The sequence below is a fragment of the Leclercia sp. M-A074-M genome, from assembly GCF_965195605.1.
Lineage (GTDB): Bacteria > Pseudomonadota > Gammaproteobacteria > Enterobacterales > Enterobacteriaceae > Enterobacter.
The window spans coordinates 40058-57352 of the sequence record NZ_CBDAHM010000011.1 but is presented as its reverse complement, the minus strand read 5'-3'; the positions used below and the strand labels follow the sequence as shown (position 1 = coordinate 57352).

General features: G+C 57.3%; 12 protein-coding genes. 2 read left to right on the top strand and 10 right to left on the bottom strand.

What is annotated here, in order from left to right; all coding sequences use genetic code 11:
• Nucleotides 1–128: 128 nt before the first annotated feature.
• Genes ACOKCT_RS19755 through glpE form a run of 3 tightly spaced genes read right to left on the bottom strand, consistent with a single transcriptional unit; the run spans nt 129 to nt 2110 of the window.
• Nucleotides 129–887, bottom strand: coding sequence for a DeoR/GlpR family transcriptional regulator (locus tag ACOKCT_RS19755; protein WP_103177328.1), 759 nt, complete (start codon nt 885–887; stop codon nt 129–131).
• Between the two features lie 18 nt (nt 888–905).
• On the bottom strand, nt 906–1736 hold the full coding sequence (gene glpG, locus ACOKCT_RS19750; RefSeq protein ID WP_103177329.1) for a rhomboid family intramembrane serine protease GlpG: 831 nt from the start codon (nt 1734–1736) through the stop codon (nt 906–908).
• Between the two features lie 44 nt (nt 1737–1780).
• Nucleotides 1781–2110, bottom strand: coding sequence for a thiosulfate sulfurtransferase GlpE (glpE, locus tag ACOKCT_RS19745; RefSeq protein WP_103177330.1), 330 nt, complete (start codon nt 2108–2110; stop codon nt 1781–1783).
• 205 nt (nt 2111–2315) lie between these two features.
• Between glpE and glpD the strand changes: the two genes are divergently transcribed.
• Nucleotides 2316–3824 (top strand): glycerol-3-phosphate dehydrogenase, encoded by a 1509-nt coding sequence (gene glpD, locus ACOKCT_RS19740; protein ID WP_325941923.1) that lies wholly within the window; start codon nt 2316–2318, stop codon nt 3822–3824.
• 139 nt (nt 3825–3963) lie between these two features.
• Here the strand turns inward: glpD and glgP are convergent, their stop codons facing one another.
• The 6 genes from glgP to asd all read right to left on the bottom strand — a co-directional run bounded on the left by glgP (nt 3964) and on the right by asd (nt 14688).
• Entirely contained in the window at nt 3964–6411 is a 2448-nt protein-coding gene (glgP, locus tag ACOKCT_RS19735; RefSeq protein WP_103177332.1) for a glycogen phosphorylase, read from the bottom strand.
• Between the two features lie 19 nt (nt 6412–6430).
• Entirely contained in the window at nt 6431–7864 is a 1434-nt protein-coding gene (glgA, locus tag ACOKCT_RS19730; protein WP_103177333.1) for a glycogen synthase GlgA, read from the bottom strand.
• On the bottom strand, nt 7864–9159 hold the full coding sequence (glgC, locus tag ACOKCT_RS19725) for a glucose-1-phosphate adenylyltransferase (protein ID WP_103177334.1): 1296 nt from the start codon (nt 9157–9159) through the stop codon (nt 7864–7866). The genes glgA and glgC overlap by 1 nt, the downstream gene beginning before the upstream one ends.
• Nucleotides 9160–9177: 18 nt before the next feature.
• On the bottom strand, nt 9178–11151 hold the full coding sequence (glgX, locus tag ACOKCT_RS19720; RefSeq protein ID WP_159340213.1) for a glycogen debranching protein GlgX: 1974 nt from the start codon (nt 11149–11151) through the stop codon (nt 9178–9180).
• Nucleotides 11148–13334, bottom strand: coding sequence for a 1,4-alpha-glucan branching enzyme (gene glgB / locus ACOKCT_RS19715; protein WP_156655311.1), 2187 nt, complete (start codon nt 13332–13334; stop codon nt 11148–11150). Before glgB ends, glgX begins: the two co-directional genes overlap by 4 nt.
• A gap of 250 nt (nt 13335–13584) precedes the next feature.
• A complete protein-coding gene (gene asd, locus ACOKCT_RS19710; protein ID WP_103177337.1) occupies nt 13585–14688 on the bottom strand; it encodes an aspartate-semialdehyde dehydrogenase in 1104 nt (367 codons plus the stop codon).
• Nucleotides 14689–14865: 177 nt separating this feature from the next.
• Between asd and yhgN the strand changes: the two genes are divergently transcribed.
• Entirely contained in the window at nt 14866–15459 is a 594-nt protein-coding gene (gene yhgN / locus ACOKCT_RS19705) for an NAAT family transporter YhgN (protein WP_103177338.1), read from the top strand.
• A gap of 462 nt (nt 15460–15921) precedes the next feature.
• Here the strand turns inward: yhgN and ACOKCT_RS19700 are convergent, their stop codons facing one another.
• The gene (locus tag ACOKCT_RS19700) at nt 15922–16368 is read right to left on the bottom strand and encodes a hypothetical protein (protein WP_103177339.1); all 447 of its coding nucleotides are present in this window, start codon (nt 16366–16368) and stop codon (nt 15922–15924) included.
• Nucleotides 16369–17295: the final 927 nt, after the last annotated feature.

The window sequence follows — 17295 nt, the reverse complement described above, 5'->3', positions numbered from 1 at the left end:
ATTGCCCGGCGGCGCTGCGCTTGCGCGGGTCTACGGTTTTGTTGCCATTTATTGCCCGGCGACGCTACGCTTGCACGGGCCTACGGTTTTGTAGGCCGGGTAAGGCGAAGCCGCCACCCGGCACAAACTCAGCACAGTTCTAACTGCAACTTATGATCGCGAATCACTTTTAACACCCCTTCCGGCGGCATCACATCCGTATAGACCGCATTCACCATACTTATGCTGCCCATATTCACCATCGCGTTACGGCCAAACTTGGAGTGATCCACCACCAGCATGACATGGCGCGAGTTCTCAATGATCGCCCGTTTGGTGCGCACTTCGTGGTAGTCAAACTCCAGCAGCGAGCCGTCCGTATCGATACCGCTGATGCCGAGAATGCCAAAGTCGAGGCGGAACTGGGAGATGAAGTCGAGGGTCGCCTCGCCAATAATGCCGCCGTCACGGCTGCGCAGCTCGCCGCCCGCCAGAATGATGCGAAAGTCCTCTTTCTGCATCAGGGTGGTGGCGACGTTGAGGTTGTTGGTCACGATACGCAGGTTTTCATGGCCGAGCAGGGCATGCGCCACCGCCTCCGGCGTGGTGCCGATGTCGATAAACAGCGTCGCGCCGTTGGGGATCTGACTGGCGACCTTACGGGCGATACGCTCCTTTTCCGAGGTCTGCGTCGCCTTGCGGTCATGCCAGGGGGTGTTGACCGAACTGGAGGGCAGCGCCGCGCCGCCGTGGTGGCGCAGGATACGGTTCTGATCGGCCAGGTCGTTGAGGTCGCGGCGGATGGTCTGCGGGCTGACGGCAAACTGCTCCACCAGCTCTTCGGTACTGACGTATCCCTGCTTTTTCACCAGGTCAATAATGGCATCATGACGTTGTGTTTGTTTCATCGGAGTTCCCTGCCAGATTTATGTTCGTTTTCGCGCATTGAGCGTATCGGCAAACGCCATCGCCAGCCCGACCGCCAGCCCGGCAACGTGAGCACCGTTGGCAATCGCCATACCAAACAGATCAAACCATCCGGCAATAATCCAGATTAACGCGAAAGTCATTAACCCGCGCTGCAGGTAGATACCGCTCTCTGGATCGCGCTCGCCGCGCAGCCAGACATAGCCCATCAGCGCGTAGACCACGCCAGAAAGCCCACCAAACCACGGGCCGCTGAATTTATGCTGGATAAAGCCGCTAAGCAGCGCGCTGATGAGGGTGAGCACGATGAGCTTGCCGCTGCCGAGCCGTTTCTCCACCGCCCCGCCGAGATACCACCACCACAGCAGGTTAAAGAGAATATGCAGGAACGAGAAGTGCATCAGCGCGTGGGTGAAGTAGCGCCAGAATTCGAACTCTAACGAGGCGTCATAGGGCCAGGCCAGCAGCAGCATGATCTGCTGATCGCCCACCACGCTCATCATAATGAAGACCAGAATGCAGGCCGCCATTAACCCCAGGGTAAACGGCCCCGCGCGTTCGCGCACGGTCGCAAGGAAAGGAAAGCGCTGATAACGCAGGCCGCTACCGGTATGGCCGGACTGCCAGCTCGCCGCCAGATAGCGCGCATCGCCGGGATTTTCCAGAAAACGCGCCAGCTCTGCCTCAACCCGGGCAGCCTGGCTCTCATCCGCCAGCCAGACGTCGGTTTGCGTATGTTGTTGAATGGTAAGAATGACACCCTGCGTCGCCATGTAGTCGACAAACGCCTGGGCGACGCGCGGGTTGTTAAAAGAGGTGATCAGTAGCATCGGCGGCAGTCGCTTATTCCACACAAAAGGGGACAGTATATACCCTAAATGCCCGCGTGCTCGACTTCTGCCGGGAAATGACGGTGCCAGGCATCGAAGCCGCCGTCCACGCTGTAAACCGAGTCATAGCCCTGTTGCAGCAGATATTGCGCCGCCCCCTTACTGCTGTTGCCGTGATAGCACATCACCATCACCGGGGTGTCGAAATCGTTGTCACGCATAAACTCGGCGAGCGAGGCATTGGTCAGATGGAATGCGCCCGGGGTGTGGCCCATCGCAAAACTTTGCGGATCGCGAATATCCACCAGCACTGCGGTGCCCTGGTGCATCTTCTGATGGGCTTCTTCTACGTTAATACATTCAAATTGTTCCATGGTGCTCTCTGTTGTCTGTTCACGTGCCGTGCGGCCTGGGACCGCACTATTTTAACGGTTAGTGTACGTCGTGGCGGCGGGTAAACGCCATTATGTTAGCTCTATCACTCAAAAATGTTTTTTTGATGTTACTAAAATCCATTTCCTTTGCTAATATGAGCGATATCGAACATTTTTGAGCTTTAACGAAAGTGCTGAGGGTACAATGGAAACTAAAGATCTGATTGTAATAGGTGGCGGTATCAACGGTGCAGGCATTGCGGCTGATGCGGCCGGGCGCGGGTTATCTGTCCTGATGCTTGAAGCGCAGGATCTCGCCTGTGCCACCTCCTCCGCCAGCTCCAAACTGATCCACGGTGGCCTGCGTTACCTGGAACACTACGAGTTCCGCCTGGTGAGTGAAGCCCTGGCGGAACGTGAAGTGCTGCTGAAAATGGCTCCCCATATCGCCACGCCGATGCGTTTTCGTCTGCCGCACCGCCCGCATCTGCGCCCGGCATGGATGATCCGCATTGGTCTGTTTATGTACGATCACCTGGGCAAACGCACCAGCCTGCCCGCCTCTGCCGGTGTGCGTTTTGGCGCAGACTCGGTGCTGAAGCCTGAAATTGTGCGCGGATTCGAATATTCCGACTGCTGGGTGGACGATGCCCGCCTGGTACTGGCCAACGCGCAAATGGTTGAACGTAAAGGCGGCGAGGTGAAAACCCGCACCCGCGCCATCTCCGCCCGTCGGGAAAAAGGGCTGTGGATCGTCGAAGCGGAAGATATCGATACCGGCGAGCGCTTCAGCTGGCAGGCACGCGGGCTGGTGAACGCAACCGGCCCCTGGGTGAAGCAGTTCTTTGACCAGGGGATGCAGCTGCCGTCGCCGTATGGCATCCGCCTGATCAAAGGCAGTCACATTGTAGTGCCGCGCGTCCATACCCAGAAGCAGGCCTATATTCTGCAAAACGAAGACAAGCGCATCGTGTTTGTCATCCCGTGGATGGATGAGTTCTCCATCATCGGCACCACCGACGTGGAGTACAAAGGCGATCCGAAGAACGTTGAGATCGACGAGAGCGAAGTCAGCTACCTGCTGAATGTCTATAACGCGCACTTTAAAAAGACGCTGACGCGCGAGGATGTGGTCTGGAGTTACTCTGGCGTGCGTCCGCTGTGCGACGACGAATCCGATTCACCGCAGGCTATTACTCGCGACTACACGCTCGATATTCACGACGATCACGGCAAAGCGCCGCTGCTGTCGGTGTTTGGCGGCAAGCTCACCACCTACCGTAAGCTGGCGGAACATGCGATGGAAAAACTGGCCCCCTTCTACCAGGGTATCGGCCCGGCATGGACCAAAGGCGCGGTGCTGCCCGGCGGTGATATCGGCGGCAACCGCGATGACTATGCGGCAAAACTGCGCCGTCGCTATCCGTTTATCAGCGAATCCATGGCCCGCCACTTTGCCCGCACCTACGGCAGCAATAGCGAGCTGATCCTGAACGGGGCGAAGGATCTGACCGATCTGGGCGAACATTTTGGCCATGAGTTTTACGAGGCGGAACTGCGCTACTTAGCCGACCACGAGTGGGTACGCCGCGCGGACGATGCGCTCTGGCGTCGCACCAAAGAGGGGATGTGGCTCAATGCGGAACAACAGTCGCGCGTGGCGCTGTGGCTGGCGCAGCGTATGGGAAAGCGTGAGTTGTCGTTAGCATCATAAAAAATGCCCGGTGGCGCTAACGCTTACCGGGCCTACAGGTTTCATGCGGGCTTCGTGCCCGGTGGCGCTGGCGCTTACCGGGCCTACAAAAGACAAATGAACGTAGGCCGGGTAAGGCGCAGCCGCCACCCGGCGTTTTTTACAACCGCACCGGTTTGATATGCCAGATGTTCTCGGCATACTCCTGAATGGTGCGATCCGACGAGAAGTAGCCCATATTGGCGATGTTGTGCATCGCTTTGGTGGCCCACTCTTCCGGCTTACGGTACAGCTCGTCCACCCGGTCCTGACAATCCACATAGCTGCGGTAGTCCGCCAGCACCTGGTAGTGGTCACCGAAGTTAATCAGCGAATCCACCAGGTCGCGATAGCGGCCAGGCTCATCCGGGTTAAATACCCCGGTGCCGATCTGGGTCAACACCTGACGCAGCTCTTCATCCTGCTCGTAATAATCACGCGGCGAGTAGCCCTTAGCACGTAGCGCCTCCACCTCTTCTGTGGTGTTACCGAAGATAAAGATGTTCTCTTCACCCACGTGCTCCAGCATCTCAACATTGGCGCCATCCAGCGTGCCGATGGTCAGCGCGCCGTTGAGGGCAAACTTCATGTTACTGGTGCCCGACGCCTCGGTGCCTGCGGTGGAGATCTGCTCCGAGAGATCGGCGGCCGGAATGATCAGCTGGGCCAGACTCACGCTGTAGTTCGGGATGAAGACGACCTTCAGCTTGTCGCCAATCTGCGGATCGTTATTGATCACCTTCGCCACGTCGTTGATCAGATGAATAATGTGCTTCGCCATGTAGTAGGCCGACGCCGCTTTCCCGGCGAAAATGTTCACGCGTGGCACCCAGTCCGCATCAGGGTCGGCCTTGATGCGGTTGTAGCGGGTGATCACGTGCAGCACGTTCATCAGCTGACGCTTGTACTCGTGGATACGTTTGATCTGGACGTCAAACAGCGCTTTCGGGTTAGCGACTACGTTCAGATGCAGCGCCATCCACACCGCCAGCCGCTTTTTATTGAGCAGCTTGGCATCACGCACCGCTTTATTCACCGTCGGGAAGTCAGCATGCTGCTCAAGCTCGCTCAGCTGGCTTAAATCGGTCCGCCAGGTGCGACCGATGTTCTCGTCGAGCACATCGGAGAGCGGCTGGTTCGCCAGCGCCAGCCAGCGGCGCGGCGTTACCCCGTTGGTGACGTTGCAGAAACGCATCGGGAAGATTTTCGCAAAGTCTGCGAACAGCGACTGCACCATCAGGTTCGAGTGCAGCTCAGACACGCCATTGACCTTGTGGCTGATCACCACCGCCAGCCACGCCATGCGCACCCGGCGGCCATTGGATTCATCAATGATCGAGGTGCGGCTCAGCAGGCCGGTGTCGTGCGGATACTGCTCCTGCAACGTTCTCAGGAAGAAGTCGTTAATCTCAAAGATAATCTGCAGGTGGCGCGGCAGGATTTTGCCCAGCATATCCACCGGCCAGGTTTCCAGCGCTTCGCTCATCAACGTGTGGTTGGTGTAGGAGAAGACCTGGCAGGTCACCTCAAACGCCTCGTCCCAGCTGAACTTATGCTCGTCAATCAGCAGGCGCATCAGCTCAGGGATCGACAACACCGGGTGGGTATCATTCAGGTGAATCGCGATCTTATCCGCCAGATTGGCGTAGGTTTTGTGCAGCTGGTAGTGACGGCTCAGGATATCCTGAATGGTCGCGGAGACCAGGAAGTACTCCTGACGCAGGCGCAGCTCGCGCCCGGAGTAGGTGGAATCATCCGGATAGAGCACCCGGGAGACGTTCTCGGAGTGGTTTTTATCTTCCACCGCCGCGAAGTAGTCGCCCTGGTTGAACTTACCGAGGTTAATCTCGCTACTGGCCTGGGCGTTCCACAGGCGCAGCGTGTTGGTGGCGTCAGTGTCGTAGCCGGGAATGATCTGATCGTAAGCCACGGCCAGGATCTCTTCGGTCTCGACCCAGCGGCTCTTCTTGCCTTCCTGCTGAATACGGCCACCGAAGCGGACTTTATAACGGGTATTGTGGCGCTTGAACTCCCACGGGTTGCCGTACTCCAGCCAGTAGTCCGGAGACTCTTTCTGTCGGCCATCGACAATGTTCTGTTTGAACATGCCGTAATCGTAGCGGATACCGTAGCCACGCCCTGGCAGGGCGAGGGTCGCCAGCGAATCGAGGAAGCAGGCTGCCAGACGACCCAGACCACCGTTGCCGAGGCCAGGGTCGTTCTCTTCGTCAATCAGCTCTTCTAAATCTAACCCCATCTCTTCCAGCGCGGTTTTGACGTCGTCATAGATACCCAGCGACAGCAGCGCGTTGGAAAGGGTGCGGCCAATCAAAAACTCCATCGACAGATAGTAAACCTGGCGAGTCTCCTGTGAGAGCTGAGCGCGGTTGGAGCGCAGCCAGCGCTCAACCAGCCGGTCACGCACCGCAAACAGGGTGGCGTTGAGCCATTCATGTTTGTTGGCGATGACCGGGTCTTTGCCAATGGTGAACATCAGCTTGTAAGCAATGGAGTGCTTTAACGCCTCAATGCTTACCGTGGGAGACGCATAGGAAAAGGGTGCATTCATATCTCTGATTCCAGCATTGTTACATCAAGCGTTGATAAAGATCGCGGTAGGACTGCGCCGCAACTTGCCAGCTAAAATCCATGGCCATCGCCTGACGTTGAACAAAACGCCATAAAGAAGGACGTGACCACAACACGAAAGCACGACGAATCGCGCGTAACAGCGACCAGGCATTACTGTCTTCAAAGACAAATCCGGTGGCGATCCCATCCGCCAGATTCTCCAGCGAGGTGTCGGATACGGTATCCGCCAGCCCGCCAGTACGCCGCACCAGTGGCAGTGTGCCGTACTTCAGACCATACAGCTGGGTTAAGCCGCAGGGCTCAAAACGGCTCGGCACCAGAATAACGTCTGCGCCCGCCATGATGCGGTGCGAAAACGCTTCGTGATAGCCAATCTGCACACCCACCTGTCCCGGATGTTCGGCGGCGGCGGCGAGGAAGCCCTCCTGCAGTACCGGATCGCCCGCCCCCAGCAGCGCCAGTTGTCCGCCCTGCTCCAGCAGGCCCGGCAGCGCCTCGAGCACGAGATCGAGTCCTTTCTGGCTGGTCAGACGGCTTACCACCGCAAACAGCGGCACCTTGTCGTTGACCTTCAGTCCCATGGCAACCTGCAGCTGACGTTTGTTCTCGGCCTTATCTTCCACGGAGTCGCGGTTATAGCGCGCGCCCAGCAGCAGATCGGTTTCCGGACTCCAGATTTTTTCATCCACGCCGTTGAGAATGCCCGACAGTCGGCCTTCGCGATGGCGCTGGCTGAGCAGCCCCTCCATCCCATAGCCAAACTGCGCTTCGGTGATCTCCCGCGCGTAGGTTGGACTGACGGCGGTAATGTGATCGGCGTAGTAAAGCCCGGCCTTGAGGAAGGAGATCTGCCCCTTAAACTCCAGCCCGTGCATATTAAAGAATGACCATGGCAAATCGATGTCATCCATATGTTTGGCGAAATACATGCCCTGGTATGCCAGGTTATGCACGGTAAAGACCGACTTCGCCGGATGGCCGCGTGCCGCCAGATAGGCTGGCGCTAACCCGGCGTGCCAGTCGTGGGCATGCACCACGTCCGGACGCCAGAACGGATCCAGCCCACAGGCCATCTCCGCCCCTACCCAGCCGAGCAGCGCGAAACGCAGCACGTTATCGGTATAGGCAAACAGGTTAGTGTCGTGGTACGGGCTCCCTGGGCGGTCATAAAGATGCGGCGCGTCAATCAGGTAGATGCCCACGCCGTTGTAATGGCCAAACAGTAATGTGATGCGCCCGGCAAAGGTCTCGCGGCGGCTGACGATCTGCGCGTCAGGCACGCCGCGACGAATATCTGGAAAAGCGGGTAACAGCACGCGGGTATCAACCCCACCTGCAATTTGCGCCGCCGGTAACGCCCCTATCACATCCGCCAACCCGCCGGTTTTGAGCAACGGGAACATTTCAGAACAAACGTGTAAAACCTGCATCATCGCTCCTGTTTGATCTGCAGTTTACGCAGCATTTCACGCGTAACCAGCACGATACCTTCTTCTGAGCGGTAGAAACGGCGCGCGTCCTCTTCCGCATTTTCTCCAATTACCATGCCTTCCGGAATCACGCAGGCACGGTCGATAACGCAACGACGCAGGCGGCACGAGCGGCCCACCCAGACGTCGGGTAACAGCACTGATGAATCAATATTGCAGAAGGAGTTCACCCGCACGCGCGGGAACAACACCGACTGCACCACCACCGAGCCGGAGATAATGCACCCGCCGGAAACCAGCGAGTTCAGGGTCATGCCGTGGCTGCCCGAACGGTCCTGGACAAATTTTGCCGGCGGCAGAGACTCCATATGAGTACGAATCGGCCAGTTATGGTCGTACATATCCAGTTCCGGCGTGACAGAGGCCAGATCGAGGTTAGCCTTCCAGTACGCCTCCAGGGTTCCTACATCGCGCCAGTACGGTTCTGAATTCGGATCGGACTGCACGCAGGAGAGCGGGAAAGGATGTGCATAGGCCATGCCAGATTTGGTGATTTTCGGGATGATGTCTTTGCCGAAGTCGTGGCTGGATTTTTCATCCTTGTCGTCCTCTTCCAGCAGCTGGTAAAGGTAATCTGCATCAAAGACATAGATACCCATGCTGGCAAGCGCTTTAGTGTCATCGCCCGGCATTGAAGGTGGGTTTGCCGGTTTTTCCACGAAATCGATCACCTTGTCGTTTTCGTCCACCGCCATGACGCCAAACGCCGTCGCCTCGGCAACGGGCACCGGCAAACAGGCTACGGTGCAGCGCGCCCCTTTTTCGACATGGTCGATAAGCATGCGCGAGTAGTCCTGCTTGTAGATATGGTCCCCGGCAAGGATCACCACATACTCGGCGTTATAACGGCGGATGATATCGAGGTTCTGCGTGACCGCATCGGCGGTGCCGCGGTACCAGTTTTCGCCATGTACGCGCTGTTGGGCAGGCAACAGATCGACAAACTCGTTCATCTCCTCACTGAAGAACGACCAGCCGCGCTGAATGTGCTGCACCAGAGTGTGTGACTGATACTGGGTAATGACGCCAATACGGCGAATGCCTGAGTTGAGGCAATTGGACAGAGCAAAATCGATAATACGGAATTTACCGCCGAAGTGGACGGCGGGTTTGGCGCGCTTGATCGTTAAATCTTTTAATCGGGTACCGCGGCCGCCAGCAAGAATCAGGGCAACAGACTTCAATGGCAGCTGACGCGCCAACATTAGAGGGTCGTTCTTATCTAACCTAACCATGATCAACTCCTTTTATTATCATCTCTGGAATACACATACACCGTGCGCAGGCCCATGCCAGACAGTCATAACGACCGGATTATCCTCTCCGGCAAATGGGGGGATAGCCCGCCACTCCCCTTCAGGTAAAATAATTTCTGCGACCTCATCTGTGGCATTGAGGGTGATGAGCCAGCAATCCGAAAGCAGGATTTGCAGGCGCGGCACACCGTTCTGCCACTCGTGCGCACCTAACGGTTGCGCCATTTTATTTAACCAGCGAACGTTGCCGTCGCCCTCTTCCCACCACCGATCCTCGGTGAGCGCCGGGAGCTGCTTACGCAGATGGACCAACGCGGCAGTAAAGGCGACGAGTCCCTCGTTTGCCTGCTGCCAGTCAAGCCAGGTTAACGCGTTATCCTGGCAATAAGCATTGTTGTTGCCGTGCTGACTGTGGCCATGTTCATCGCCCGCCAGCAGCATCGGCGTACCCTGTGACAGTAAAAGCGTCGTCAGCAGCGCATGCACGCTGGCGCGGCGCCGCTCGATCACATCCAGATTGCCACTTAACCCTTCAACGCCATGGTTAAAACTGTGGTTACTGGAGGTGCCGTCACGGTTCTCTTCACCGTTTGCTTCATTGTGTTTCTGATTGAAACAAACGCAGTCGCGCAAGGTGAAACCGTCGTGCGCCGTCAACAGGTTGATCGACGCGGAAGGCAAGCGCCCGTTGCGTTTAAACAGATCGCTGGAAGCGGCGAAACGTCCGGCAAATGTTCCCAAAGAGAGATCGCGCGCCAACCAGAAGCGGCGCGCCGCATCACGATAGTGATCGTTCCACTCCGCAAACGGCGGCGGGAAATTTCCCACCTGGTAGCCGCCCGGGCCGATATCCCAGGGTTCTGCAATCAGCTTCACACCTGAGAGCAGCGGGCAGTTTTTTATCGCCTCAAACAGCGGCGACTGCTGGCTGAATTCCGGCGTGCGTCCCATCACCGACGCAAGATCAAAACGAAAACCGTCGACATGGAAGGTTTCAACCCAGTACTTCAGGCAGGCATACGCATAGTCTGTCACTGCCGGATGGCTGAGATTGAGAGTGTTACCGCAACCGGTCCAGTTGTGATAATCACCATCCTCTCTTAACCAATAATAGCTAGGGTTATCAATTCCGCGCAGGGAGAACGTCGGCCCCTCAAGATCCAGCTCGGCGCTGTGATTGAGGACGATATCCAGAATGACCTCGATACCCGCTTCGTGCAGCGCCTTCACCGCGTCACGAAACTCATCTCTTGCCCGGTCGGGATGCGAGGCATAGCGCGGTTCAAGGGCGAACATCGCCATTGGGTTATAGCCCCAGTAGTTACTGAGACCGAGGCGTTGCAGGCGCGGCTCGCTGGCGAAATGGGCCACCGGCAATAATTCCAGCGCAGTGATGCCGAGGTGCTTAAAATAAGCAATCATCACCGGGTGGCTGAGCGCTTTGTAGGTGCCGCGGATATCTTCGGGGAGGTCAGGGTGCAGCCAGGTCAGCCCTTTGACATGGGCTTCATAGATAACCGTTTTGCCCCACGGTATGTTGGGCGGGGCGTCCTCTTCCCAGTCGTAGTGATCGCTGACCACGACGCTTTTTGGCGCAACGGCCGCGCTGTCACGGTGATCCGGGGTATCTTTGCCGCTGTGCAGCAGGGGATCATCATTCAGCGTGCCTTCGACCTGATACGCGCGCGGATCAAGCAGCAGTTTTGCCGGGTTAAAGCGCAGCCCCTTTGCTGGATCCCACGGGCCATAAACCCGAAAGCCATAGCGCATGCCGGGGCGGGCATGTTCCAGATAGCCATGCCAGATATCGCCGCTGCGCGCCACCATATCGTACCGATGTTCAATGCCTTTGCCGTCAAACACGCAGAGTTCAACCCGATCAGCGTGGGCGGAAAAGAGAGTGAAATTCACTCCTTTTCCGTCATAGCATGCGCCGAGCGGAGCGGGTTTACCTGCGGCGAGTTGCGTCATTCCCCCTCCCGGACCAGCCAGATAGTGGCTAGCGGCGGCAACGTAATGCTCAGAGATTGTGGACGACCGTGGCTCTCCTGCTCATCGCTCTGTACCAGCCCCCCGTTACCCGCGTTGCTGCCGTGATAGTGCATGGAGTCGGTATTCAGCACTTCACGCCATTTGCCTGGCTGATTGATGCCGAAACGGTAGTGATGGCGCGTCACCGGGGTGAAGTTACTGGCGACGATAATTTCGTTACCCGCCTTGTCGCGACGGACAAAGATCAGCACCGAGCGCTCGTGGTCATCTACCACCAGCCACTCAAAGCCGTAATCATCAAAGTCGAGTTCGTGCAGGGCTTTGTGGTGACGGTAGGTATGGTTGAGGTCGCGCACCAGGCGCTGAACGCCGTGGTGCCAGTTGTCGCCCCCTTCCAGCAGATGCCAGTCGAGGCTCGCATCGTGGTTCCACTCGCGGCCCTGGGCGAACTCGTTGCCCATAAACAGCAGCTTTTTCCCCGGGAAGGCGAACATCCAGCCGTAGTAAGCGCGCAGATTGGCAAATTTCTGCCACGCGTCTCCTGGCATACGGTCGAGAATCGATTTTTTGCCGTGCACCACTTCATCGTGGGAGAGCGGCAGGACAAAGTTCTCGGTGCCGTTATAGAGCATGCCGAAGGTCAGTTTGTCGTGATGATACTGACGATGCACCGGATCCAGCTTCATGTAATCCAGGGTGTCATGCATCCAGCCCAGGTTCCACTTGTACCAGAAGCCCAGCCCGCCCATTGACGGCGGACGGGAGACGCCCGGGAAGTCAGTGGACTCTTCAGCCATCGTTACCGCCCCTGGCGCCTGTTCGCCAAGAATGCGGTTGGTGCTGCGCAGAAACTCAATCGCTTCCAGGTTTTCACGTCCGCCGAACTCGTTCGGGATCCACTCGCCCTCTTTGCGGCTGTAGTCGCGGTAGATCATCGAGGCGACGGCGTCCACGCGCAGGGCATCAATGCCGAAACGCTCGATCCAGTAGAGGGCGTTGCCCACCAGGTAGTTGGTCACTTCCCGACGGCCATAGTTATAGATCAGGGTATTCCAGTCCTGGTGATAGCCTTCCCGCGGGTCGCTGTGCTCATACAGGCTGGTGCCGTCAAATTGCGCGAGGCCAAAATCATCGGACGGGAAGTGGCCTGGCACCCAGTCGAGGATCACGTTCAGCCCGGCGGCGTGCGCGGCGTTGATAAAATAGCGGAAGTCGTCGCGGGTGCCGAAACGGCGGGTCGGGGCATACATCCCGGTTGGCTGGTAGCCCCAGCTGCCATCAAACGGATGCTCGTTAATGGGCAGCAGCTCCAGATGGGTAAAGCCCATCCACTTCACATAGGGGATCAGCTGGTCGGCCAGCTCCCGGTAGCTAAGCCAGAAATTGTTGTCGGTATGACGACGCCAGGAGCCAAGATGGACTTCGTAAATAGAGATCGGCATATCGAACTGGTTCGCCCGGATACGCTCTTCGCTCTGGACGACTTTCTCCGGCAGGCCGCAAATGAGTGACGCCGTTTCCGGGCGCATCTGCGCTTCGAAGGCATACGGGTCAGCCTTGATGCGCAGCTTGCCCTGCGCATCGATCAGCTCATATTTGTAGAGCTGGCCGTTCAGGGCTCCGGGGATAAATAGCTCCCAGATGCCGGTTTCACGCCGCAGACGCATCGGATGGCGACGGCCATCCCAGTAGTTGAACTGCCCCACCACGGAGACACGCTGGGCATTCGGCGCCCAGACGGTAAAACGGGTGCCGGTGACGCCATCCATGGTGTCGGCATGGGCGCCAAGCGTTTCATAAGGACGCAGGTGCGTACCTTCAGACAGTAGCCAGGCATCCATCTCCTGCAACAGCGGACCAAAGCGATAGGGATCGTCGATCAGATTCTGTTGTCCATGCCAGATCACAGCGAGCTGGTAGCGGAAGAAATTTTTACGGCGGGCCATCACGCCAGCGAAAAAGCCGCGTGAATCGAGACATTCGAGTTTCCCGACCTTGCGGCCGGTTTTAGGTTCAATCACCCACACTTCCGTTGCGTCAGGTAACAGTGCCCGGACTTCCAGGCCGGCATCAGTGCGGTGCATGCCAAGTACAGAAAACGGATCCGCAAAGTGACCCGTAATAAGCGCATTAATCACGTCTCTATCAATACGAACGGACATGGTATTCATCCTGTTTTTTTAGTTGCCGCCCCTTTCGCGCGCCGGGTACGACCTTGATGTGACCTGAACGGAACCGCACATTGTGCATCCTCTCTGTTCCGTTCAACCTCCAGGCGGAATATGTGACATCCCGCATAAAGCATAGCCAACGCTTTATATGACTCCTGAAAAATTATGGACCATTTGGCGTTTACTCCATGTAGTACGCAAAAAAAGGGGTGATAAATCACCCCTTAGTATTAAGTATTTATTACGCGAGCTGGCGCAGCATTCTGCGCAGCGGTTCGGCAGCACCCCACAACAGCTGGTCGCCGACGGTAAAGGCGGAGAGGTACTCCGGCCCCATATTTAGTTTACGCAGACGGCCTACCGGGGTAGATAATGTGCCGGTGACGGCCGCAGGGGTCAGTTCGCGCATGGTGATGTCGCGGTCGTTTGGCACCACTTTCGCCCACGCATTGTGTGATGCGAGCAGTTCTTCCACGGTTGGGATAGACACATCTTTTTTCAGTTTAATGGTGAATGCCTGGCTGTGGCAGCGCAGTGCACCGATGCGCACGCACAGGCCATCAACCGGGATCGCGGAAGCGGTACGCAGGATTTTGTTGGTCTCAGCCTGGCCTTTCCACTCTTCGCGGGTCTGGCCGTTATCCAGCTGTTTGTCGATCCACGGGATCAGGCCACCGGCCAGCGGTACGCCGAAGTTATCCACCGGCAGCTCGCCGCTGCGGGTCAGCTGAGTCACTCTGCGTTCGATATCGAGGATAGCGGACGCCGGGTTTGCCAGCTCATCAGCAACACTGTGGTGCAGTTGGCCCATCTGGGTCAGCAGTTCGCGCATATGGCGCGCGCCGCCGCCGGAGGCCGCCTGGTAGGTCGCCACAGAGACCCACTCCACCAGATCCTGAGCAAACAGGCCACCCAGCGACATCAGCATCAGGCTGACGGTGCAGTTGCCGCCCACGAAGGTCTTCACGCCCTTGTTCAGGCCGTCGGTAATGACATCCTGGTTAACCGGGTCAAGAATAATGATGGCGTCGTCTTTCATGCGCAGCGAAGAGGCCGCGTCAATCCAGTAGCCCTGCCAGCCGCTTTCACGAAGCTTTGGATAAATTTCGTTGGTATAATCGCCGCCCTGGCAGGTGACAATAATATCCAGCGCCTTCAACGCTTCCAGATCGTAAGCATCCTGCAATGTGCCTGTGGTACCCCCAAAGGACGGTGCAGCCTGGCCGAGCTGGGAAGTGGAGAAGAAGACCGGACGGATAGCGTCGAAATCGCGCTCTTCAACCATGCGTTGCATGAGTACAGAGCCGACCATACCGCGCCAGCCGATAAAACCAACGTTTTTCATAGCATTTTTTTCCTGCAGAGGGTGTGTGCTGTTTGTGCAAGCCAGTATTGAACTGGGATATGCTTCACATTACAAAATGCTGCCAAAGTCGCAAGCGAAATTAATCGATGATTGCCCGGCTATCAGAAAAAGAGCTAATCATCGGGGAAACCATACAAGTATCAGGGATAATTTACGATGAGTGAAATCATTTCCGCAGCTGTTTTATTGATCCTAATTATGGATCCACTCGGAAACTTGCCTATTTTCATGTCGGTGTTGAAGCACACCGAGCCGAAGCGCCGTCGGGCCATCATGATCCGCGAGCTGCTCATCGCTCTGCTGGTGATGTTTATCTTCCTGTTTGCCGGCGAGAAAATTCTCGCATTCCTGAACTTACGCGCTGAAACGGTCTCCATTTCCGGCGGGATCATTCTGTTCCTGATTGCCATCAAAATGATTTTCCCGAGCACCGAAGGCAACAGCAGCGGCCTGCCTGCGGGTGAAGAGCCGTTTATTGTGCCGCTGGCGATCCCGCTGGTCGCCGGGCCGACCATCCTGGCGACGCTGATGCTGCTGTCGCATCAGTATCCGAACCAGATGAGCCATCTGGTGATTGCCCTGCTGATTGCCTGGGGCGGAACGTTCATCATTCTGCTGCAGTCGTCGCTGTTTTTGCGCCTGCTGGGGGAGAAAGGGGTAAATGCGCTGGAGCGGCTGATGGGGCTGATTCTGGTGATGATGGCGACACAGATGTTCCTGGATGGGATTCGGGCGTGGATGAAGGGGTGAGGGTTTATGGGGTGATGGGGTGAGAATATGCGGCGGGGGTGGTAGTTCCGTTCACTTTACTGCCAGTACTTCTCTGTTACACCCGCGCCGGTGAACGTGCCAGGGTGGCTCAGTCGCCACCACCCTGGCAACCCGGGCTACCGGCAAGAAAATCGCCGCTTCGCGGATTGTTCGCCCCATCTCTGGGGCTCACCCCTTCGGGGCCAGCGCAAGCGCTGTCCAAAATTGCTCCCGGCAATTTTGTCTTCGTCTTTTTCCCTCCGGCTATCGGGTCGGGCACCAGCCTGCATCCATGCAGGCTATGCCCTCTCGGCGCGTCCATGCGCCTCGCCCCGGCCTGGGGGAAACGACTCAGCGATTTTCAGCCGGACCTGGGTGCCGCTGTAGCTTTTTTACTTTCCTGTAATTTGGCCATCGCGTTAAGAAATGTAGGCCGGGTAAGCACAAGCGCCACCCGGCGTTTTACAGCAGCACGACACCTTCATCTGTGCGCAGCCAGCGCGGTGCTTTTAGCGTATCGCTATAAAAACTGACCAGTTCCTGGAGTAAATCTCCTGCCACTCTTTCATCACTTTTTGACAGGGATTGACTGAGAAGTAGCTGTGTTAATAGCTGGCAGTAACGCCCAAGCTGATCTGCTTCCGGCTCAAAGACCGGCACGTCCAGCGGCAAGTCATCCACCGTCAGGCTCGCTTTTAAATGCTCGGGTACAGGTTCAAGCAGGGTTGGCTGAAGCAGAGCAAGACAAGCTGAAAGCCGCCCGCACAGCGCCATCTTTTGCGCCGGATCGTCGCACTCGGCCAGTACATCAACAAAGCGCGCACAGTTATCCGCCAGCGCAGTGAAATCCGTGTTGTGATCGAAGGGTGTGGTGAATAAAGAGTGAGAAAAGCTAAGGGTAGTAGTCATAAGACAGCCTCTGATGAGTTAATTTGACCACCACAGAAGGGACCAACCTTACTGGTGATGGACTGAACGGAGTTGGTCCTACCGGCCTCATCAGCTACCGGCGCACCTTGCGGTGCCACCGTCCAGCCCACCATTGAGGTGTAACGGGCTGCGCGATAAAAACGAGCTTTATCACGGATGAGAATAACAGGGGACCAACCCTGACGCCCGATTTTGCAGGCGTGGCGAGAAGATACCGCTTTGCTGAGGGTGTATCAAGCGAGGCTCTGGAAGGCTGCTCGCATAACCCGAAATTAAATCTCCAGCGGCAAAAGTAGTCAGATAAGCACAACACCCGCAGCGGCTCCCTGTTCCGGCTGAAAATCGCCGAAGCGTTGACGGGAGGCCGGGGCGAGGCGCAGGGATGCGCCGAGAGGGGGCGACCTACAGGGATGTAGGATCGCCCCCGACCCGATAGCCGGAAGGAATAAGCTGAGGGCACCGCGAAGCGGCGATTTTCCTGGCCGGGAGCCGGGGTGGTCAGGGGGGCGGCGGCGAGCCCCCCTGACACGTTCACGGGTTCTGGCGCCCCAGAGAAGCATTGAACGTAAAGTGAACGGAACCGCCAACGGAGCCGCATGTTCTCCTGCACGCACAAAAAAGCCGGGTGGCGGCTACGCCTTACCCGGCCTACATCCCTGCCCACATAACCCGAAATTAAATCTCCAGCGGCGAAAGTATTCAGATAAGCACAACACCCGCAGCGGCTCCCTGGTCCGGCTGAAAATCGCCGAAGCGTTGACGGGAGGCCGGGGCGAGGCGCAGGGACGCGCCGAGAGGGGGCGACCTACAGGGATGTAGGATCGCCCCCGACCCGATAGCCGGAAGGAATAAGCTGAGGGCACCGCGAAGCGGCGATTTTCCTGGCCGGGAGCCGGGGTGGTCAGG